We start from the raw sequence: 21,911 nt of genomic DNA on the forward strand, positions 1-21,911 counted from the left end.
GAAAGTATTTTTTCGTACCTATTTACATAAATGCCATAGTGTAGCATAATATATTTATTACGAAGAAGTTAAAAGAATTAGGAGGTTGTATATTTAATGGGAGAAAAAGAAGATAACATAGAAGATAATATAGAAGAACTCTCAGTAAATGAAGAAGACAAAAAACAATTTTTGGAAGAACTTAAAAATAAAAATTTAGAAGAAGAGAAAAAACTTGAAGAGCTTAAAAATAAAAAATTAGAAGAACAAAAAAAGCTTGAGGAAGAAAAAGCAAGATTTGAAGAAGAGCAGAAAAAGAAGGAATTAGAAGAACAAAATAAACAAGTAGAGCATATTGAAGAACAACACACTAATGAAGAAGCCTCAGCCACAACTGAACCTAGTGAGGATAAGTCAAGTAAGAAAAAGGGAACTTTGATGCAGAATTTCAAAATTTCTTTCATAGACACAGCTGTATCAACTGTAGTTTCAATAGCAGCTCTATATTTATTTGACTTGCTATTAAGACTTATATTTGGATACTATGTGTCGGATATGAAGGGAGTATTTATTATACTATTTGTAGTAATACTAATTCTATATCCTATTATAATGAGAAGTTCCAAATTAAATAAAACATTAGGTGAAAAGTTCGCCAAAACAACATCCATAGAAAGGAAAGATTAAAAGTTGAAAAAAGGCAGCGAATATGAATTTTTCATAGAAGAACTACAATTTCCAGCTATAGGAATAGCAAAAAAAGATGATATGGACGTACTTATAAAAAATACTGTTCCAGGTCAAAAGGTAAAAGCTAGAATTACAAAGAAAACAAAACACTATTTAGAAGCAAAAGTTACAGAAATACTTGAAAATGTAAATTATGCAGTAGATCCGTTTTGTCCTCATTTTAATTTATGCGGTGGATGTACCTCTCAGTTTATACCTTATGACAAGCAATTAGAACTAAAAGAAAAACAAGTCCTAGATCTATTTGAAAAGGCATCCATTTGTGACTTTGAATTTCTAGGCATAGAAAAAAGTCCTGAAAAAACCGGATATAGGAATAAGATGGAATTTTCCTTTGGTGATGAGCAAAGGGGAGGACAACTCACCCTTGGAATGCATATAAAAGGAAGATCTTTTGGCGTTGTAAATGTAGATAATTGCAGCCTGGTAGATGCAGATTTTACACTTATTTTAGATAAAGTTGTGACTTATTTCAGGGAAAAAAATTTACCATATTATAAAATAAAAAACCACGAGGGGTATCTAAGAAATTTAGTATTGAGAAAAGGCAGAAATACTGGAGAAATACTTATAAATATTGTGACAACTTCTCAAATACAATTTGATTTAGATGGGTTTAATAAATTATTGCAAGGTCTCAACTATAAGGGCACTTTAGTTGGGATACTTCATACTGTAAACGACAATCTATCAGACATGGTAAAAGCAGATAACGTAGAAATACTATATGGTAGAGATTATATTATGGAAGAAATTTTAGGATTGAAGTTTAAAATATCTCCTGAATCTTTCTTTCAGACTAATTCAAGAGGTACGGAAAAACTATATGCTATGATTAAAGATTTTCTTGGAGATGCTTCCTCAAAAACAGTTTTTGACTTGTACTGCGGTACGGGAACTATAGGTCAAGTTTTATCTTCCAGTGTAAATAAAGTAATAGGAGTAGAACTTATAGAAAAGGCTGTTGCTTCTGCCAATGAAAATGCTAAGTTAAATAATATAAAAAACTGTAGGTTCATAGCTGGAGATGTAAAGGATGTTTTAAATACTTTAGAGGATAAACCAGACATAATAATACTTGATCCACCAAGGCCGGGAGTTCATCCTAAAGCATTAAAATATGTAATTGATTTTAATGCACCTGAAATAATTTACGTATCCTGTAATCCTAAAACTTTAGTTCAAGATTTAAATGTATTAATTGATGCAGGTTATAATGTAGATAAAGTAAAACTTATGGATATGTTTCCTCACACTCCCCACGTTGAAACCGTAGTTAAACTAAGCAAGTAAAATCAATTGCCATCATTTTAAAAGTGATGGCAATTGATTTTTTGCTAAAATGATACTGAATTAATTCCAAGTTCCAGCACTTGTATTTCCATTTCATACTCATATTTAGTTTTTGCCCTTAGGTCAAAACGCTCAAAAATCTGTATAGCCGTATCAGATAAATTAATTCCATTATTACTTGCAAATTTAATAAGTTCATATATAACCTGACAGGAAAGTTTCTCAGAATATCTAAATTTACAACATAAATAGCGACCTTCAGGTAAAATGAGATATTCTATATTTTTAAGACGTTTATCTGTAAAGTATCCAATCTGTGATACTAGTAAATCATGTGTCCCAGGTTTATAATCTTTTTTCTTGTAGATATAGCACATTGTATTTCCTTCGGCTGAAATAGCACTTTCAAATAAGTCTTCATTTCTTCTACAATATAAATCGATATCATAAATTGAAACATTGACATTTTTAACTGCAACATGACGTGACATAAGATATTGCTCATATATTTTCAAATCCATAGCACTGTTATCTCTATTTTTAAGGTTATTAATTGCCTCTGTAATAACTTCACTTGAATATTGCAGTTCTTGAATTTTTTTCTCAACAGATACTTTATGCTTGGATAAACACTCTAGAAGGATTTCATAATCATCAGAAGAATTCAACATAAATTTAATCTCTTCTAACGATACTTTTAAACCTTTATTCATATAGCGAATCAAATCAATATAAAAAAACTGATCATAAGCATAGTAACGATAATGTGTATTTTCATCAATACGAAAAGGTTTTAATATACCCATTGAATCATAAAGACGTAATGCTTTAATAGGTATACTCATTAGCTTAGATACTTCACCCGTAGTATATAAATCTTTCAATTCCGATACCTCCCCCTGAAAGCAAATTTATCTAATCTTTATTATATAATGCTTTATTTCCTTAATCAAACCATTTGAAAAATATATAAAAAGCTATTGACTCTTCCCCTGGGGCAGACTATATAGTTTAATTGTTAAAACAATAACTTAACAACTTGATGAAATACTATAAAAATGGAGTGAAAATAATGAATACAGTATCAATTACAATTGATGGTTATACGTTACAAGTAGATTCAGAAAAAAGCATTCTAAGTGCATCACTAGAAGCAGACATATACATTCCTCATTTATGTCATCATCCAGATCTACCTGACATTGGTGCATGTAGATTGTGTGTTGTTGAAATTGAGGGATGTGATGAAATAAAAACAGCCTGTACTACTAAGGTAGAGGACGGAATGATAATACATACAAAAACAGAAAAATTAAATGCAATGAGAAGATTATCCATGGAATTAATGTTAGCCAATCATGTTGACGACTGCACTACTTGTCCTAAATATCTAAAATGTGAATTACAATCATTAATTCAATATTTAGGAGTAAGTACTTCTCGTCTAAGAAGAACACTAAACAGTGTACCTGTAAACACATCTAATCCGCTTATTGTAAGAGATCTAAATAGATGTATATCCTGTGGACGATGCGTAAGAATGTGTAAAGAGGTTCGAGGAGTAAACGTTCTTAACTATGAAATAACAGAAGATGATAGAATCATGGTTGATATTCGGAACCACAATTCTTTAAAAGAAGAAAACTGCCGTTTCTGTGGAGCTTGTGTAGAAGTATGTCCTACAGGTGCACTTCAGGACAAAGAAGGAGTATTCAAGAAAAACTTAAATCGTGACCTAAATCTTATCCCGTGTAAAGCAGAATGCCCAGCAAATATTGATGTTCCAAAATATATTCGATACATTAGAGAAGGAAGATATCAGGATGCCATTGCAGTTATTCGTGAAAAAGCACCTTTTCCACATTCATTAGGGTATGTGTGTATGGCATTTTGCGAAAGTGCCTGTAGAAGAAAAGAAATCAATAAAGCTTTATCCATTAGAGAATTAAAGAGATTTGCAGCAGAGCATGATGAAGGTCTATGGCGTGATAAAGTTACCTTTAAACCTAAAACTAATAAAAAGATTGCAGTTGTAGGTAGTGGACCAGCAGGTTTAACAGCAGCATATTATTTAGCAAAATGCGGACATGAAGTTACAGTATTTGAAAAATCACCAGTAGCTGGAGGAATGATGTCAACTGGCATTCCAGAATATCGTCTTCCAAGAAAAGCTGTTCAGGATGAAATTGCAGAAATAGAGCGTGCAGGAGTTATTATATTGACTAATACAGAAATAACTTCACTTGAGAATTTAAAAACTAAAGGTTTTGATAAGATTTTATTGGCAATAGGAACAGGAAAAGGTGTTAGATTACCAATTCCAGGAGCTAACTACAAAAATGTATATGAAAATATAGAATTTTTACAAAGCGTTTCCCTTAAAAGGCCATTAACTGTAGGTGAAAAAGTAGTAGTTTTAGGTGGTGGAAATGTCGCATTTGACTGTGCAAGAGTAGCAAAAAGATTAGGAGCAAAGGATATTACAATGGCTTGTTTAGAGAATAGAGAATCTATGACTGCAAGCGATGACGAAATACAACAAGGATCAGAAGAAGGAATTAAAATTCTTAATTCAAGAACCTTTGTTTCCATAGAAGGCAGCTGCAATATTGCTGCAGGAGTAAAGTGCCAAGAAGTAGCATCCTTTAGTTTTGATGAAAATAAAAGATTGAAACTTGAAATAGCACCAGATTCAGAACATATAATACCAGCAGATACAGTTATTTTTGCTACAGGGCAAAGAGCAGAAATACCAGAAAAGTGGAATATACCTACTGGACGTGGAAATTCAATTATTACTGAAGATGGAATGAAGATAAGTGATAGTGATATGTATGCAGTTGGTGATGCAGTATATGGAACAAATTCTGTAATTAGGGCAATTGCAGCCGGACGTAAAGTTGCATCTGCTATAGATATTGAACTAGGTGGAGATGGAGTAATTGAAGATAAATTAACAGAAGATATTGTTCCAAATTCATATATAGGTAAAGATGAAAATTTCTTATCCATCGAAAGAGCAAAAAATGAATGTGAAGATGTCCAAAGTCGTATTAAAAATTTCAAGGAAGTAAATCATTGTTTAAATGAAACTTCAGCTTGCAAGGAATCAAATAGATGTTTACAGTGTGATTTACGTACACAAATTAGAAAGCCAAAATTATGGGCTCAGTATAAAGTTAAATAGAAGGGAGTGGAAAAGTATGGCATTAGTGCAAAGAAAGTTATGGAAACAGGCATCTTTAGAAGAAATTAAGGATTTTATAATTGAAGAATATAAAAAACAGTCAGAAAATCCATGTCCTGTTGATAAAATGAGAGTATTTACTGATAGTACAAGACGTACAAGCTGTGGAGAATGTGTAATTTGTAGAGAAGGAATATTACAGCTTAATGTAATAACAGAAGCAATTTCTCAAGGTAAGGGACGTGATGGAGACATTGAAATTCTAACTGAAATATCAGATGATTTAATCCTAGGATCATGCTGTGACTATGGTAAAGAGGTTGGAAAAATTACTAAAAGAATAATTGAAGAAAGCAAAGAAGAATTTGAAAAACATATAAAAAGAAGAAGATGTGATGCTTTAGTATGTAAGAAATTTTTCAGTTATTATGTTGCACCAGAAAAATGCAGCGGCTGTAATAAGTGTGTGGAAAAATGCCCTCAAAAAGCAATTGCTGGAAGTAAAGATTTAATTCATATAATCGACTCATCTATTTGTGACAGATGTGGAAAATGTACAGCAGTATGTAAAGCAGCAGCAATTCAAAAAGCAGGTGCAATAATACCTAAGCTTCCATTAGAACCAGTAGCTGTCGGAAGTTTTAAAGTAGAGCCACAAAATGGTGGAGGATTAATGGCTGGCAGAAGAAGACGCAGAAGAAGCTAATAATGCAAATTTCATATATTAATAAATAATATTATTAAGGAGGAAAAAATAATGAGAGAATTTGAAACAGATGTAGTTGTTGTTGGTGGAGGAGCATCAGGGCTAGCTGCAGCAGTTACTGCTGCAGAAAATGGTGCAAAAGTAATGGTGCTTGAAAAAGCTAATACTACAGGTGGATGTGCTAATATGGCAATGGGGCCTCTAGGTGTTGAAACAAGAATGCAAAGAGAAAGACTTATAGATATCTCTGTAGATAGAGCTTTTAATAAGTTCATGGAATATTCTCACTGGAGATCAGATGCAAGATTGATAAGAAGATATTTGGAGCAGTCAGCAGGAACTATTGAATGGTTAGAAAATATGGGAGTAGAATTCGCATTACCTTCAAAGTATTTTCCAGCTTCAGAAGCAACCTGGCATATTGTTAAACCTAAAACAGGGAAACCGGGACTTCGTGCAGCTGCTACTATGATTAAAATTATGACAGAAAGAGCAGAAGAATTAGGCGTTAAAATATTATTAGAAACACCTGTAAAAAGTATTATTAAAGATCAAGGAGAAGTAATTGGCGTAACAGCTAGTGATAAAGATGGTGAATTAGAAGTATATGCTGGAGCAGTTATCATCGGTACAGGTGGATTTGGTGATAATCCAGACTTTATTAAAAAGTATGTTGGACTTGAATGGGGAAAAGATTTGTTCTCATATAGAATTCCTGGATTAACTGGAGATGGAATCCAGATGGCTTGGGATGCTGGTGCTTCAAAAGATTTTATGACTATGGAAATGGTATTTTTTGCTCCTAACACTGGTGGATATGCTCCTATAGAGTTACCTTTCCGTCAACCTAATCTCTTAGTTAACCTGGACGGTGAAAGATTTATAAATGAAGAAGTTATAGAAAACCCTGTATTTACCGCAAATGCTATTGAAAAACAAAAAAAGAAAATTGCATATTCTATAATAGATGAAGAACTAATCAAGCATTATGAAGAAAAGGGCTTAGATCTTATAAATGTGGTTACTTCTAGTATGGATATGAGTTATTTTAGACAGGAAGAAGAAGAAGCTAAGAAAAATGGAAGTGATGTATTATTTATTGCTGACTCTATAGAAGAGTTAGCTGAAAAAACTGGCATTGATGCAGAAAACTTAAAAAATACCATTGATACTTATAATTCTTATTGTGATTCAAAAGATGAGTTATTCCATAAAAATCCTAAATACTTATTACCAATTAAAGGCCCTAAATATTACGCATTAAAACTTGGTTTAAGTGCATATGGAAGTGCTGGCGGTATAAAAATAAACTATAATACTGAAGTTCTTAATGATGATTTAAATGTTATAAAGGGACTTTATGCTGCTGGAACTGATGCTAATTCACTATACAATCCTGATTATGCTTTTGTACTACCTGGAAATTCCCTAGGTTTTGCTTTGAACAGCGGAAGAATAGCAGGTTCTAGTGCTGTTGAATATATTAAAGCAAATCTTATGGAAGAACAATAAACTTCATATAAAATATGCATATTTAACCTGCAATCCAAATTTATGAGCGAATAACATCCACCTATTGCCTGTTAAGGCTTAGCATGATATTATTCGCGTTTTTTGGTACTTATTAAAATTAACGGCACTAAGGTTGTTATTGTTGATAATATAATAATATAATGATATCATTTATATGGACTTCAATTCTGTTTTCTAGTAAAGATCTAAACTAAATCGGAGGAAATTTATGTTATCTAAAAAAGTTATAACTACTTTAATAATTTCTACAGCATTAATATTTTCAAAAACTACTGTAATCAATGCTCAGTCTCAAAGTCCAACTATAACAAGATTATCTGGCCCGAACAGATACTCAACTAATATGAAAATAGCTGACTATGGCTGGAGCGATCATTCTGATTATGCAATTATTGTTTCAGGTGAAAATTTTCCAGATGCAATTTGTGCAGCACCTTTAAGTGCCAAGTACAATGCACCTCTATTAATGACAGATGGAAACACTTTAAGTCCTGAAATACAAAATAAATTGACAAGCCTAGGCGTTAAAAATATATTTTTAATTGGTGGGACAGGCGCTGTTTCAAGTGAAATAGAAAATGAATTAACCCAAAAAAATTTAAATGTAAAAAGATTGGGCGGAACTACGAGAATTGAAACTTCCATTGAAATTGCAAAGGAAGTTGGAGGTAATCAGTTATTTGTTGTTTCATCAGAAAGTTTTGCAGATGCATTATCCATTTCATCCTATGCTTCAAGTAAAGCTGAACCTATTGTTTTAACTCCTAAAAATGATATTCCTGATGTACTTAAGGACTATGTAAATACTTTAAAGCCTTCAAAAACCTATGTGATTGGTGGACAAGGTGTTATTCCTGATGATACCGCTTCTTACTTTGGTGATTATGAAAGACTAAGTGGTCAAAGCAGATATGATACAAATGCAAATGTAATTAAAGAATTTTATGATCTTTCAAAAGTACAAAAAATATACGTAGCAGCAGGAATAAACTATCCAGATGGACTATCTATTTCTCCTCTAGCTGCCAAAAATAATTCACCTGTAATACTCGTAAATGACGATATGTCTTCCGACCAGATTAGAATGGTTAGAAACAATAAAGCTACACTAAAAGAGTGTGTGGTTGTAGGTGGAGAAGATGTTACTCCAGACTATCTAATAAATAGATTTTTTGTGGATTCAAAAGACATCACACCTGATGACTTTATTAACTCCTATAATAGTCAGGCTTCTTCTGATGAATTAGCTGCTTTTAAGGGCATAGCTTTAGGTATTTCATTATATCCTAACAATTATAATTTAAAGACAGCCTTTGACAGTGATGCATACCATTTGCTAGATACTGCAGTAAGCATTCATAATCAAGGGAATTATGACTCAGCTTTAAACATTTATAATTATTTACTTCAATTGCCAGTACCTGAAAATATTAAAATTAATGCTACTGTATACAAAAATGTTGCAGCATCAAAAAATCCTATAATAAGTAAATATATCTATAAGGAAAGTTCTAAAGATATAGTTCAAAATGCCGTAGAAATGTACAGCAAACTTAATTTTAATTTTGACAATCCAATTACGTATAAAGCTATGTCGGATTATTTAGATTTCTTTACAAGTGATCATTTTAATAAATCTGATATATTAAGTTTTGATGACAATGGAATTCCAATAGTAACCTATAGGGAATTTGGTGCTCAATACAATTATGTGACAATATGCCAATATGCACTTTATCTTCATACAAAATATTTACATGGAGATACATCTGTATTAAGTCAATTTATAAAATGTACCGATTTTCTCCTCAATCACATGGATAGTGATGGAAGTTTTAGATATAAATTTCCTTATTACTCCTATGAATCTCTTGGAACTAATTGGACTTCAAGTATGGCTCAAGGTGAAGCATTAAATGTTTTTTCTCGTGCTTACGAAATAACTCACGATCATAAATATATTGATGCCGGTAACAAAGCTTTTAACTATTTGATAACACCAATAAGTCAAGGTGGCGTTATGGACACTCTTGGAAGCCTGGACCCTAGATTTAAAAGTGATATATTCTTTCAAGAGTATGTGAATACAACACCTACTTATACATTAAATGGATACATGTTTACATTACTAGGTATATATGACTGGAATCAACTTTCAAAAACAGTATCTGACATAAGTGGTGATCAAACAAGTTATTATTTCAATGAAGGCATTAAAACCTTGAAAGTAGTATTACCTTACTATGACATAGGTGGTTTCACCAGTTATGATTTAAGCCATCTAATGACATCTAGGGATGCTAATCCTGCTTTAGATTATCACAAGGTTCATATAGATTTACTAGAAGCAATTTACTCTATAACAGGTGATAATTACTTTATGGATATTAGAAATCAATGGGTTAACTACATTAAACATTAATTAGTACTTTGGGGGTAATAAGAATGGATGTAATACTGGACTTTGATTTTAAATTAAACAAAGATCAAGTAATACAAACTTTAAAGTCCTATGGCAGTATAATAAAAAATGAAGAAATGGAAGGTTTATATGAGAAACTTCTTCCTATTTTATATGAAAATATAGAACCAACAGGGATATTTGAAATACAAAAAAGAGAGGATAACTTTGACTTTGAAGCTGTAAAAAGTTATGAATACATTGTGTATTGTATTATAACTATGGGTGATAGTTGTACGAGTAAAATAAATGAATTCTTTTCCTATGGAAATATGAAGGAGGGCATGATGCTTGATGCTATGGCTTCATCTTACTTGTTTGAACTCAGTTCCCAACTCTTTAACCACATATATGCTAAAGTTAAAGAGCTGCATTTAGGATTGAGTTGTAGAATATCTCCTGGAGATGGAGAGATTCCTCTTAAATGTCAAAAGTATATACTAGATAAACTAGATGCGGAGAATTTTTTAAATTTGACTGTAAATGAAGACTATATGCTTTCTTCCATGCGCTCTATGGCATATATATATGGAGCTGATAAAAATATAAAATTAAGTAAAAAAGACCATGACTGTTCCAGATGCCCAAATAGAAATTTGTGCAGTATGAGAAAAAGCTAATATTAAAAGGTTCGTATACAACTTGTACGAACCTTTTAATATTAGCTTTTTATTTTTTTTTATTATCGTATTTGCTTTTCCTCTTTCTGTTATATATAAAATCCCAAGTAATAGCTACAAGTAAAACTGCTGGCAGCATTACTTGTAACTTACTTCCAAATGTAGGATTTATAAAAGTAACTGCTTGAAATATTAATATTACTCCCCCAAGTATCATTAAGAAATTTGCCTTAAAGTTAACATATTTTTGGTCTACACCTTCTGTATCCAATTTAAATTTTGTTCTCACAGCTTTGCTATATTTCATTCCAATTCCTTGTATAACGCCCATAAATCCCATAAACATAAGCAACCCTGATACAGCTGAATCCATTTGAAATACCTCCATTTAAAATTATCTTAACGTAAAAATACTTATTAAAGATTATATCATTATAAATCATAAATTTCAAAATTTCATTTCATATTGAGAACTATATTTGTTTTAAAGATAAAATATGTTATCATCTATATATGCAAAATAATAATTCAAATATTTCAAGGAAGTGTTTTTAATGACTTTAAATAAGATAAAAGGAAATACCTATTACATAGATGCTCCCACTAACTGCGGAGTATTCATATTTAAAAATAAAAACTGCCTAATTGTAGATACAGGCATAAACAACACTGAAGCAAAAAAAATAGAGAATTTACTTATAGAAAATAGCCTACACCCCAAGTACATAATAAATACACACAGCCATTTAGATCACTGTGGTGGAAACTTATACTTTAAGAAAAACTATCCAGGCTGTCTAGTATATACATCTAAATTGGAAAAATTATTTATGGAAAATACAGAGATCTTCCCATCTATTCTTTCCTCATCCTATCCTTCAAGAGCATTTGATAGGAGTAATAAACCTCTAGAGGTAGATTTCATTTTAGAATATGGCATAAATAAATTGAATGACGAGAAATTTAACATTGTTGCACTTCCTGGACATTCAATAGAGCAAATAGGAATAGTAACTCCTGAAAAGGTATGTTTCCTTGGAGATTCCATATTCAGCAGCGAGATACTGGATAAATACTCCTTCCCATACTTATATAATATAGAAGATAGTATCCTGTCATTGAATAAGATTAAGGAGATTGATGCAGATTACTTTGTAATAAGCCACTCCAAAAAGGTACTGGATAAAAGCGAAATAAATTCTTTAGTGGATAAAAACATCAAAAATATAGATAAATATAAAAATCAAATTCTAGATCTTTTAGATCAACCGCTCACTAGAGAAAACATATTAGAAGACATAACCATTTTAAACAATTTATCCTTAAACTTTCATGAGTATCATTTGAATTTTGGAGGAATATCTGCATTCATATCCTATTTATACAATGAAAAGCTCATAGACTATTCTATAGAAGACGGTAACTTATATTATTTCAAGTCCAACTAAAGTATATTAAAAAAAATAACTAGCATAGTGGCTAGTTATTTTTTTTAAGTGCCTAAAATAGACTATTTGTTAGCTTTTTTCCATCCTGACTTATTACTCCATATTTATATACAGATACAAAATTTCCTGAATACTTGGTAACTTTGCCTGTAGTAATATCTTTTACCTGACTATCTTTTGAATCATTAATATATATATTACCACTTCTTGTAACGTATATATTATTTTTATTTACAGAACTTGGAAGTGTGTATTCCTTCCAGCTGCTTTTATTCGTTTTAAGATTTGCCACAAATATTTTATTAACTTTATTGTCTTCTCCATTTCCTATGTAAATATTGTCGTTATTATCTGTGTTTAATAAATAATGCATAGCATTTTCACCAGTAGCTATTATTCCACCCCTGCTAGTTCTTATTCTATTGGAAGTCCTATCTTCATATATAAGTTCATCACCATTTGTGCCATTTATAGCAGCCATATTTCCAAGCTGGCATCTTACAAAATTGACTAAATTCATCCTGATCATTACATCAATTCTATATATTCTACTGCTGCCTTCTTCATTAGTAGCACTACTGACATAGATTACATTGCTAGCTCCAGAAAAAGCTATATGTTTTACATCATAAGAATTATCTGGAAGTAATATTGAAAGTTCCTGCTTCTTCTCCTCATTCTTCAATGGATAAGTTGAATCACGTTTGGCATCATAAGTCTCAAATTTTAAATTTCTTGATTCTGATCCTCCACTTGTTTTTTCTGCTACAAGTATGTTATCTGTATCCAAGTTCCAGGTATAATAGGATAAATCATTTTGTAGATCCACTTCTTTTTTGCTATTTTTTAATGTATCAATTACCTGTAAAGATTGGCCATCATAATACGATATGTAATTTCCGCTATAGGATACCTTCACCATCTTTGCATCTTCAGGTATTTTTACACTAATTTTGTTGGCTGTCTGTTTTGAAGTAGTATCTACTTTTTTTATATTGAAATTAGAGTCACCACCAAAATAAAATTTATCTACTAATAAAAGACCTGCTAATTCCATAACTATAGGAATCATTGTCCATACAATTATTCTCTTAAGTTTTTTCATCTACCACACTCTCCTCTAAGGTTTTACATATATAGCTGTAGCTACAGTTCTCTCACCGTTCCAATCACAAGGATTATTTATTACTTCTCCATTAAAGTACATTGTAGTGGATGAACCTCCATCTAAATTGCTTGCATTAATTACACCTTGCTGCAAAAGTATATTTTGTACTTCTTTTAATGAAGCTCCCATTTTCAATCCTTTTCTACCATCTATAGCCAGCATGACTATTGTTCCATCTGCCTTCTGCCCTATAGCTGTTCTAGGATTTAAGCCTTCATTTTCTACTGATACAGTCTTTCCATTTATTATAAGTGAGTTTCTAAAAGAAATTGCCTCCGTTACACCATCAGCAAGAAGTTCCTTAAGTGTGTGGTCTCCAACTATAAGTCTTCCAGTTGGAGTAAAAGCTGTAACATTTATTTTTTCATTAGGTTTTACATCACTGTATATTACTTTACCGCCAGATATTACAATTCCCTCTGGATAGCCTCCTGTTCCTACCCACATTTTTCCACTACTTGTTTTATCTGTGAATCCTCCTCCATTTATGGCTGCAACCGCTCCATTTCGCTGTGCTATTTCACTTGTTCTTTCTCCAACTTCTCTTAATTTATTAGTATATCCTATACGTATTCTCTTAGGATCTTTTATTTCTAAAATATAGCCATCAAATCTTGTGCTAGGTATATCATACCTTTTTATATCCTTATCACCTACATAATTTATATTTACATCATTTAGATTTTCAGCTTCCTGGCTAGTAGTTTGGCCACTCTTACCTTCTTGAAGTATTTTATTTATTTCATCCTTTGACAAAAAAAGGGTAGCTATGTATTGATGAGTAAAAGTAGCCATAGCTGTGCTTACTATCTGGTTTTTTACATTTTTAAATGGGCCATAAAATACCAACAAGGGACTAGTAACTACAACTACTATAAGCTCATAAATTATGAACAAAAAGAACAATCTAGGAGAAAACTTTTTCTTTCTTTTTATATTTTTCCTTCGTCTATTTCTCGAATCATTCATTTAAATTAACCTCCATACAGTATAGAACTATTTTACTATTATTTTTAAATTATTTCCACTGAAAAATCTTTTACATTCTGTTAATTTAAAAAACTGACCTGCCTTATGAAAATTAAGGCAAATCAGTTTTTCTAAATTTTACACTAAAATTATAATTTACTTTCCTATATCTGTTCTAAAATACATACCCGGAAAACTTATTTTTTTCAAATCACAGTAAGCAGCTTCCACAGCAGAATTTAAATCATTTCCAACTCCATAAGTTACTAAAACCCTTCCACCAGATGTCTTAAACTGTTCATTTTCTTTTTTAACCCCTGCAGCAAAAACATTACTGGACTTTTCTATACCTTCTATTTTAAAACCAGTATCATACTTTAAAGGATACCCTTTAGACGCAGCTACAACACAGCAGGAGGCTCCCTTTTTCCATTCCAAATTAAATTTATCAAGTTTTCTATATATAGCACTTTCTATAAGTTCCACAAAATCACTTTTCATAAGTGGAAGTACAGCTTGAGTTTCAGGATCACCCATTCTAACATTATACTCTAACAAATAAACTCCCTTTTTTGTTATCATAATGCCGAAGAAGATTATTCCCACATAATCTAGGTTTTCCTTCTGTATTCCTCTTAAAGTAGGTGCCATTATATTTTTCTCAAAGTCTTTTAAAACTTCCTCACTGCAGTATGGATTTGGAGCTATAGCTCCCATTCCACCTGTATTTGGTCCTAGACCCCCATCATATATTTGCTTATGATCCTTTGAAGATATAAAGGGAAGAATAGTATTTCCATCTGTTATTGTAAGTATTGAGGCCTCTACTCCCTCTAGAAATTCTTCAATAACTACATTTTTTCCTGCCCCTTTAAATACGTCCTTTACCATAAAATCATTTAATGCAGTACTTGCTTCCTCATAATTCTGACATATGGAAACACCTTTTCCTGCCGCTAATCCGTCAGCCTTTATAACTACAGGATATCTACAATTTTCTATGTATTTTAAAGCACTATCTTTATCATCAAAAGTGCAATACTCAGCAGTTTTAATTCCATACTTTTTCATGAAATCCTTGGAATAGATTTTACTTCCCTCAAGCTCGGCAGCTTTTAAACTTGGTCCAAATATTTTAAGTCCCTTACTTTTAAACTTATCCACTATGCCTTCTGTAAGGGGTCCTTCAGGGCCTACTACAGTTAAATCTATATTTTCTTTGGATGCAAAATCTATAAGTCCATTTATGTCTGTTATGTCTAGATTACTGCATTTATCTACTATATCCGTTCCTCCATTTCCTGGAGCGCAAAATATTTTATCCACCTTGGGACTTTGAGATATCTTCCAGCAAATAGCATGTTCTCTTCCGCCGGAACCTATTACAAGTACTTTCATTATATAAAATCCCCCTTTTCATATTAGACACCTTGAAATAAATAACTAGTCAGTATACTGGCTTATTTTTCAAATGCCTTAAAAACTAATGTTTAAAATGTCTTACCCCTGTAAACACCATAGAAATTCCATTTTTATTACATTCATCTATAGAATCCTTATCTTTTATGGAACCTCCTGGTTGTATTATAGATTTTATTCCATGTTTTGCTGCTTCACATACTACATCACTAAATGGGAAAAATGCATCTGAGGCAAGTACTACCCCATCTCCTGCCCTATCAAGTGCCTGGCATGCAGGCCATATTCTATTTACCTGTCCTCCACCAATTCCTTTAGCCATAAAATCTTTAACTACTACAATAGCATTTGATTTTACGTATTTACAAACCTTCATTCCAAATATCAAATTATCCATTTCTTCTTTTGAAGGTTTCTTTTCTGTAACTACTTTAGTCTCATCTACCAGCTTATCATCAAAAGATTGTACAAGTATCCCACCATCTAATTTTGATATTTCAACACCATTAGTAGGTTTTACATCACACTTAATTATTCTTAGATTTTTCTTTGCCTTTAATATTTCAACTGCATCCTTATCAAAATCCGGTGCAATAACTATTTCAACAAAAATTTTAGCTATTTCCTCTGCAGTCTTTGCATCTAATTTTCTATTTACAGCTATAATGCCTCCAAAAATAGAAGTAGAATCACACTCATAAGCTTTTACATAAGCCTCATGTAAGTCTTTACCAAGGGCTACCCCACAAGGAGTATTGTGCTTAACTGCAACACAACATACTTCCTCAAATTCATTTACTGCCTTCCAGGCCATATCCATATCTCTCATATTATTATATGAAAGTGTCTTACCACTTAACTGTTCAAAATCCTTCATAGGAGCTTTTCCTACAGTTTCTGTGTAATAAGCTGCACTTTGATGTGGATTTTCTCCATATCTCAAGCTTTCAGATTTTTTATAAGACAAGCTTAAGTATTCTGGATATTCATCTTCAAGTAGGAAATTACTTATAGCTCCATCATAGGCAGACATTAAATTAAATACCTTACCTGCAAGTTTTCTCCTAAATTCATATTTTACGTCTCCAGAAGTTTCTATTTGGTTAATTATTTGTGAATAGTCATTTACATCTGTAACAACTATTACATCTTGAAAATTTTTAGCTGCAGCTCTTATCATAGTTGGACCGCCAATATCAATAAACTCTATTTTTTCATCAAAAGTTATATTATCACATACCTTGTCGAAAAAAGGATATAAATTTACGACTACCATATCTATTGGTTTTATGTTCTTACTTTTTATAGTATCCATATGTTCTTTATTATCTCTTTTGGCAAGTATACCACCATGTATAACTGGATGAAGTGTCTTTACTCTGCCATCTAGTATCTCATCAAATCCAGTAACTTTAGATACTTCTGTAACCTTTATATTATTTTCTACAAGGTATCTATAAGTTCCACCTGTAGATATTATTTCAACTCCCCTATTTATCAAAAATTTTGCTAAATCCAATAATCCATTTTTGTTATAAACACTTATTAATGCACGATCTATCATAATTTGCACCTCCAATTATTTTAATTACAAACTTTTACTATTCTGTTCTCCACCACTATTTTGTTTTCAGAAATAAGTTTGATAACTTCAGGAAGGGCTTTATGCTCTTCTTCTAATATTCTCTTTTGAAGCATTTCTGGAGTATCTTCAAAATATACAGGAACTGTCTTTTGAATTATTATAGGACCACTGTCTGTACCCTCATCTACAAAGTGTACAGTGCAGCCTGATACTTTGACTCCATACTCAATTGCCTTTTCATGAACCTTTATGCCATACATACCATCTCCGCAAAAAGACGGTATTAAAGAAGGGTGTATATTTACTATTTTATTTCTAAATTCTGAAATCAGCTCTCCTTTAAGTATTGAAAGCCATCCTGCGCATACTATTAAGTCAACTTTGTCTTTAAGCATCTTTAATATTTCCTGAGAAATATTAGACTTATGTATTTTCTTATCTAATACATAGGATTTTATATTATGCTTTTCAGCTCTTTCTAAAGCATAAATTCCAGGTCTGTCACCTATGACAGCTTCTATACTGCAGCTTTTTATATATCCGCTCTCAACTGCATCTATTATAGACTGAAGGTCAGTACCTCCTCCAGAAACCAAAACTGCTATTTTAAACATACTGCTTTTTCCCCTTTTTTTACACTTCCTATTATATATGCCTTTTCACCCATTTTATTTAATTCTTCCACTACGTTTTTAGCATCTTTATTATCTACACATAGTACAAATCCTATTCCCATGTTATAGGTATTGTACATCTGCTTTTCTTCTACACCTAGTTCCATTAAATGCTTAAATATAGGTGGCACTTCAAAACTCTTCTTATCTATAACTGCAGTAAAATCATCTTTAAACATTCTAGGTATGTTTTCAAAGAATCCCCCTCCAGTTATATGAGCCATGGCCTTAATTTTAAATTTATCCAAAAGTTTAAGTACAGGTTTTACATATATCTTTGTAGGTGTTAAAAGTACTTTTCCTATAGGCGTACCCAAAAAGTCCTCATCAAAATCTTTTACAATTTTCCTTACTAATGAATATCCATTACTGTGAACTCCACTAGATGCTATTCCTACAAGGACATCTCCTTCTTCTACTGTACTCCCATTTATTATATTATCTCTTTCCACAACTCCTACGGTGAATCCTGCCATGTCATAGTCTCCCTTGGAATAAAAGCCAGGCATTTCAGCAGTTTCTCCACCAATTAGGGCACAACCTGCCTGAATACATCCATCTGATACGCCTTTAACCAAATCTGCTGCAACTTCTGCTTCCAAATTAGAGCAAGCTAGGTAGTCTAAAAAAAACAGGGGTTTTGCACCATGACATAAAACATCATTTACACACATAGCCACGCAATCTATTCCCACTGTATCATACATTTTCATTTGAAATGCTATTTTTAACTTTGTTCCTACTCCATCTGTTCCAGATACAAGTACTGGATTTTTATATTTACCAAGTTCAAACATACCTGCAAAACTTCCAAGTCCATTTAAAACTCCTGGTATAAAAGTCTTAGATGAATATTCTTTCATAAGTTTTACTGACTTATATCCTTCTTCAATATTTACACCGGAATCTTTATATGTTACCACAGCAAACCACCTCTTACTCTAAATAATTTTTATCTTTTTCTATAGGTACAGATATTGGGTATATTCCATTAAAGCACCCTAAACAATATCCTTTTGACTCAGTACATTGAAGGGATTTCAAAATTCCATCTATGCTTATATAGCCTAAACTATCTGCTCCTATTTTATCCCTTATTTCCTCTATTTTTGCATTAGAACCTATAAGTTGAGACCTATAAGGTGTGTCAATGCCAAAATAGCAAGGATACTTAACTACAGGAGATGAAACTCTAAAGTGCACTTCAGTAGCTCCAGCTTTTCTAAGTATTTCTACAAGTTTTCCACTGGTAGTTCCTCTAACTATGGAATCATCAACAATCACCACTCTTTTTCCCTCTACATTTACCTTTAAAGGGTTTAACTTTACAGCTACTGCTTTAGACCTAAGTTCTTGGGATGGAGCAATAAATGTTCTTCCTACATATTTATTTTTTATAAATCCTATAGCATAAGGTATTCCCGATTCTTCTGAATATCCAAGAGCTGCCGGTATCCCCGAATCAGGAACACCTATAACTACATCTGCTTCTACTGGATTTTCTCTATAAAGTATCCTTCCTGCTTTAACTCTTGATGTATATACGTTTATATCATCTATAGTACTATCTGGCCTTGCAAAATATATATATTCAAAAGAGCAGGTTTCACATTTTGTCTTTTCTGCAAAATTTATAGATTTAATTCCATCGTCGTTTATAATTACAATTTCTCCAGGCTTTACATCTCTTATAAAATTTGCTCCTATAGAATCCAGAGCACAGCTTTCAGAACAGAGTATATAATCTCCGTTTAATTCACCTATACAAAGCGGTCTTATTCCATTGGGATCTCTTACACCTATAAGCTCATTTTCCGTTAAAATAGTAATAGCATAAGAACCTTTCACTGCTTGAACTGTATCTACTACAGCTTTACCTATATCTCTCCTAGCCTCTCTTGCAATAAGACTTAAGATAACTTCTGAATCTACAGATGTCTGAAAGATATATCCTGCATCTTCTAAAAGTCCTCTTATAACATCTGCATTGACCAAAGTACCATTGTGTGCTATAGCAATAGATCCAAGTTTATACTTCACCATAAGCGGCTGGGCATTGTTTAAAGTACTAGAACCTGCTGTAGAATACCTTACATGACCTATAGCACTTTTTCCTTTAAGTCCTTCTAATATATCCTTATTAAATACATCTGCTACAAGTCCCATACCTTTATGATACTTAAATTCACTTCCATCAGAAACTACAATACCTGCACTTTCCTGCCCCCTATGCTGGAGAGCATATAGTCCATAATAAGTTAAAGATGCTACATCTATATTGTTCTTAGAAAATATTCCAAATACACCACATTCGTCCTTGAATTTATCTTCCTCCAAATCAATACAGGAGCAAGTATTAAATTTATCATTTAAAGTGCACATCAAAAATTCTCTCCTTTTAACCATAAAATTAAGGCAGCTACTAATTTTTACTTATTCTCTTCAATATTTCTACATAGGCTTCTTTTACATTTCCCATATCTCTTCTAAATCTATCTTTATCTAATTTTTCATTAGTCTTTGCATCCCATAGTCTACATGTATCTGGTGATATCTCATCAGCTAAAACTATTTTTCCATTGAACTTACCAAATTCCAATTTGAAATCTATTAGTTTTATTCCCTGTTTCAAGAAAAATTCTTTTAAAATATTGTTTATAGATTCTGTCATCTTATATATAGTTTTGAGCTCATCAAAAGTAGCAGCTCCAATTGCAACTGCATGATAATCATTTATAAGAGGATCTCCAAGTTCATCATTTTTGTAGCTTATTTCATATACAGTAGTCTTTAATGGTGTACCTTCTTCTAATCCTAATCTCTTTGCCATACTTCCTGCTGCTACATTTCTAACTATTACTTCTAGAGGAACTATTTCTACTTTTTTACAAAGTTGTTCTCTATCATTTAATTTTTCTTCAAAGTGAGTTTCTATACCATGTTTTTCAAGTAACTCAAAGAGCATTGAAGTAATTGTGTTATTTAATACTCCTTTATCTGATATTTGTCCCTTTTTCTCTCCATTAAAAGCTGTAGCATCATCTTTATAATAAATTATTACCTTGTCTTTATCTTCTGTTTCATATACCTTTTTTGCTTTTCCTTCATATATCATTTTTCCTTTTTCCATATTATAATTCCACTCCTTTTCCATTTTCATTTATAAACTTTTCTTTCATATTTTTTCTATATTCAATTAATTTCTTTTTAATTTCAGAATATTTAAGTGCTAAAATCTCTACTGCCAGCATGCCTGCATTGTAACTGTTATTTATTCCAACTGTAGCTACAGGTATGGATTTTGGCATCTGCACTATTGAAAAGAGAGAATCAAGTCCAGAAATAGCTGCATTAAGTGGAACTCCTATAACTGGAATAGTTGTATTAGCTGCAATAACTCCTGGAAGATGTGCTGCAAGACCAGCACCTGAAATAATACATTCACAGCCTTCTTCTTCTAATTTTTTTACAGTTTCCAAAAGCTTTTCCGGAACTCTGTGAGCTGATAAAATATATGCCTCATATTGAATATCAAATTCTTTTAAGGCTTTAGCAGCTCCTTTCATCTTGTCAATGTCGGAACTACTTCCAAATATAATTGCTACTTTCATATTCGTCCTCCTTAAACAACAAATGTTAGATCATATAACCAAAAGTATAATAAAAAGGTTTCAATAAATCTACAATTGAGAATCTATGTGAAACCTTAAGCTAGTCACCTTAACTAAAACTTGATATAAAAATATCCAGCTTTAAATAAAGTTATCCATAGCCGTGAGAATTTTACGGTTCCCTGTAGATACTCCTAAACCTCATTATTAGGATTATATGGATATTCTATTCATTTATTTATGATATACTTATATTATCATATCAAATTATATAATTCAATACGTTCAATCTAATTTAACGCATAATATTCGTATATTTTGAGATTGTAAAAAATTATATAGTTGTAATGTTCATACCATATCGAACATTATTTTACGTTTTAATAGGTAATTGCGAAACTCACTGATAAAAATGAATAAAAGATGTTTAGAAGTTGCAAAAGCATTGTTAGAAGTTTAAAGACAAATTTTTATGATTTGAAATAACCATATTGATAAAAAAAGGCGC

19 protein-coding genes and 1 riboswitch are annotated in these 21,911 nt (G+C 31.8%); of the genes, 8 read left to right on the forward strand and 11 right to left on the reverse strand.

The window, feature by feature from the left end; translation table 11 throughout:
* Positions 1-96 precede the first annotated feature (96 nt).
* Both CLCOS_RS09635 and rlmD read left to right on the forward strand, forming a co-directional pair.
* A complete protein-coding gene (locus CLCOS_RS09635) occupies positions 97-666 on the forward strand; it encodes a hypothetical protein (RefSeq protein WP_063600750.1) in 570 nt (189 codons plus the stop codon).
* Positions 667-669: 3 nt separating this feature from the next.
* A complete protein-coding gene (rlmD, locus tag CLCOS_RS09640) occupies positions 670-2,022 on the forward strand; it encodes a 23S rRNA (uracil(1939)-C(5))-methyltransferase RlmD (protein WP_063600749.1) in 1,353 nt (450 codons plus the stop codon).
* Positions 2,023-2,066: 44 nt separating this feature from the next.
* Here the strand turns inward: rlmD and CLCOS_RS09645 are convergent, their stop codons facing one another.
* Positions 2,067-2,906: a MerR family transcriptional regulator gene (locus CLCOS_RS09645; protein WP_023162929.1), complete on the reverse strand. Its 840-nt coding sequence runs from the start codon at positions 2,904-2,906 to the stop codon at positions 2,067-2,069.
* Between the two features lie 188 nt (positions 2,907-3,094).
* Here CLCOS_RS09645 and CLCOS_RS09650 point away from each other — a divergent pair, with 188 nt between their 5' ends.
* The 5 genes from CLCOS_RS09650 (at position 3,095) to CLCOS_RS09670 (ending at position 10,529) form a co-directional block, all read left to right on the forward strand.
* Positions 3,095-5,209 (forward strand): FAD-dependent oxidoreductase, encoded by a 2,115-nt coding sequence (locus CLCOS_RS09650; protein ID WP_063600748.1) that lies wholly within the window; start codon positions 3,095-3,097, stop codon positions 5,207-5,209.
* Between the two features lie 16 nt (positions 5,210-5,225).
* Entirely contained in the window at positions 5,226-5,915 is a 690-nt protein-coding gene (locus CLCOS_RS09655; RefSeq protein ID WP_063600747.1) for an NADH-ubiquinone oxidoreductase-F iron-sulfur binding region domain-containing protein, read from the forward strand.
* Between the two features lie 51 nt (positions 5,916-5,966).
* Positions 5,967-7,427, forward strand: a complete 1,461-nt coding sequence (locus tag CLCOS_RS09660; protein ID WP_063600746.1) for an FAD-dependent oxidoreductase — start codon at positions 5,967-5,969, stop codon at positions 7,425-7,427.
* A gap of 229 nt (positions 7,428-7,656) precedes the next feature.
* Positions 7,657-9,870 (forward strand): cell wall-binding repeat-containing protein, encoded by a 2,214-nt coding sequence (locus CLCOS_RS21470; RefSeq protein ID WP_082853517.1) that lies wholly within the window; start codon positions 7,657-7,659, stop codon positions 9,868-9,870.
* Between the two features lie 23 nt (positions 9,871-9,893).
* Positions 9,894-10,529: a 5-methyltetrahydrofolate--homocysteine methyltransferase gene (locus CLCOS_RS09670; protein WP_013237530.1), complete on the forward strand. Its 636-nt coding sequence runs from the start codon at positions 9,894-9,896 to the stop codon at positions 10,527-10,529.
* A 49-nt stretch (positions 10,530-10,578) separates the two neighbouring features.
* Here the strand turns inward: CLCOS_RS09670 and CLCOS_RS09675 are convergent, their stop codons facing one another.
* Complete coding sequence (locus CLCOS_RS09675; RefSeq protein WP_013237529.1) at positions 10,579-10,902, reverse strand: hypothetical protein; 324 nt, start codon at positions 10,900-10,902, stop codon at positions 10,579-10,581.
* A gap of 181 nt (positions 10,903-11,083) precedes the next feature.
* Here CLCOS_RS09675 and CLCOS_RS09680 point away from each other — a divergent pair, with 181 nt between their 5' ends.
* Positions 11,084-11,977 (forward strand): MBL fold metallo-hydrolase, encoded by an 894-nt coding sequence (locus tag CLCOS_RS09680; RefSeq protein WP_063600745.1) that lies wholly within the window; start codon positions 11,084-11,086, stop codon positions 11,975-11,977.
* A 52-nt stretch (positions 11,978-12,029) separates the two neighbouring features.
* On the opposite strand, the gene CLCOS_RS09685 is transcribed toward CLCOS_RS09680, so the two are convergent.
* The 9 genes from CLCOS_RS09685 to purE all read right to left on the reverse strand — a co-directional run bounded on the left by CLCOS_RS09685 (position 12,030) and on the right by purE (position 21,403).
* Entirely contained in the window at positions 12,030-13,082 is a 1,053-nt protein-coding gene (locus tag CLCOS_RS09685) for a hypothetical protein (protein WP_023162923.1), read from the reverse strand.
* Between the two features lie 15 nt (positions 13,083-13,097).
* Positions 13,098-14,114 (reverse strand): phosphodiester glycosidase family protein, encoded by a 1,017-nt coding sequence (locus CLCOS_RS09690; protein WP_013237526.1) that lies wholly within the window; start codon positions 14,112-14,114, stop codon positions 13,098-13,100.
* A gap of 156 nt (positions 14,115-14,270) precedes the next feature.
* Positions 14,271-15,512: a phosphoribosylamine--glycine ligase gene (purD, locus tag CLCOS_RS09695; RefSeq protein WP_063600744.1), complete on the reverse strand. Its 1,242-nt coding sequence runs from the start codon at positions 15,510-15,512 to the stop codon at positions 14,271-14,273.
* An 85-nt stretch (positions 15,513-15,597) separates the two neighbouring features.
* Positions 15,598-17,097 (reverse strand): bifunctional phosphoribosylaminoimidazolecarboxamide formyltransferase/IMP cyclohydrolase, encoded by a 1,500-nt coding sequence (purH, locus tag CLCOS_RS09700; RefSeq protein ID WP_063600743.1) that lies wholly within the window; start codon positions 17,095-17,097, stop codon positions 15,598-15,600.
* 20 nt (positions 17,098-17,117) lie between these two features.
* On the reverse strand, positions 17,118-17,732 hold the full coding sequence (gene purN, locus CLCOS_RS09705) for a phosphoribosylglycinamide formyltransferase (RefSeq protein WP_013237523.1): 615 nt from the start codon (positions 17,730-17,732) through the stop codon (positions 17,118-17,120).
* Entirely contained in the window at positions 17,720-18,715 is a 996-nt protein-coding gene (gene purM / locus CLCOS_RS09710; RefSeq protein ID WP_013237522.1) for a phosphoribosylformylglycinamidine cyclo-ligase, read from the reverse strand. The genes purN and purM overlap by 13 nt, the downstream gene beginning before the upstream one ends.
* A gap of 13 nt (positions 18,716-18,728) precedes the next feature.
* Positions 18,729-20,174, reverse strand: coding sequence for an amidophosphoribosyltransferase (gene purF, locus CLCOS_RS09715; protein WP_063600742.1), 1,446 nt, complete (start codon positions 20,172-20,174; stop codon positions 18,729-18,731).
* A 40-nt stretch (positions 20,175-20,214) separates the two neighbouring features.
* Positions 20,215-20,922: a phosphoribosylaminoimidazolesuccinocarboxamide synthase gene (gene purC, locus CLCOS_RS09720; RefSeq protein WP_063600741.1), complete on the reverse strand. Its 708-nt coding sequence runs from the start codon at positions 20,920-20,922 to the stop codon at positions 20,215-20,217.
* A 1-nt stretch (position 20,923) separates the two neighbouring features.
* A complete protein-coding gene (gene purE / locus CLCOS_RS09725; protein ID WP_063600740.1) occupies positions 20,924-21,403 on the reverse strand; it encodes a 5-(carboxyamino)imidazole ribonucleotide mutase in 480 nt (159 codons plus the stop codon).
* Positions 21,404-21,541: 138 nt separating this feature from the next.
* Positions 21,542-21,644: riboswitch (purine riboswitch) on the reverse strand.
* Positions 21,645-21,911: the final 267 nt, after the last annotated feature.

The sequence above is a fragment of the Clostridium coskatii genome, from assembly GCF_001675205.1.
Lineage (GTDB): Bacteria > Bacillota > Clostridia > Clostridiales > Clostridiaceae > Clostridium_B > Clostridium_B ljungdahlii.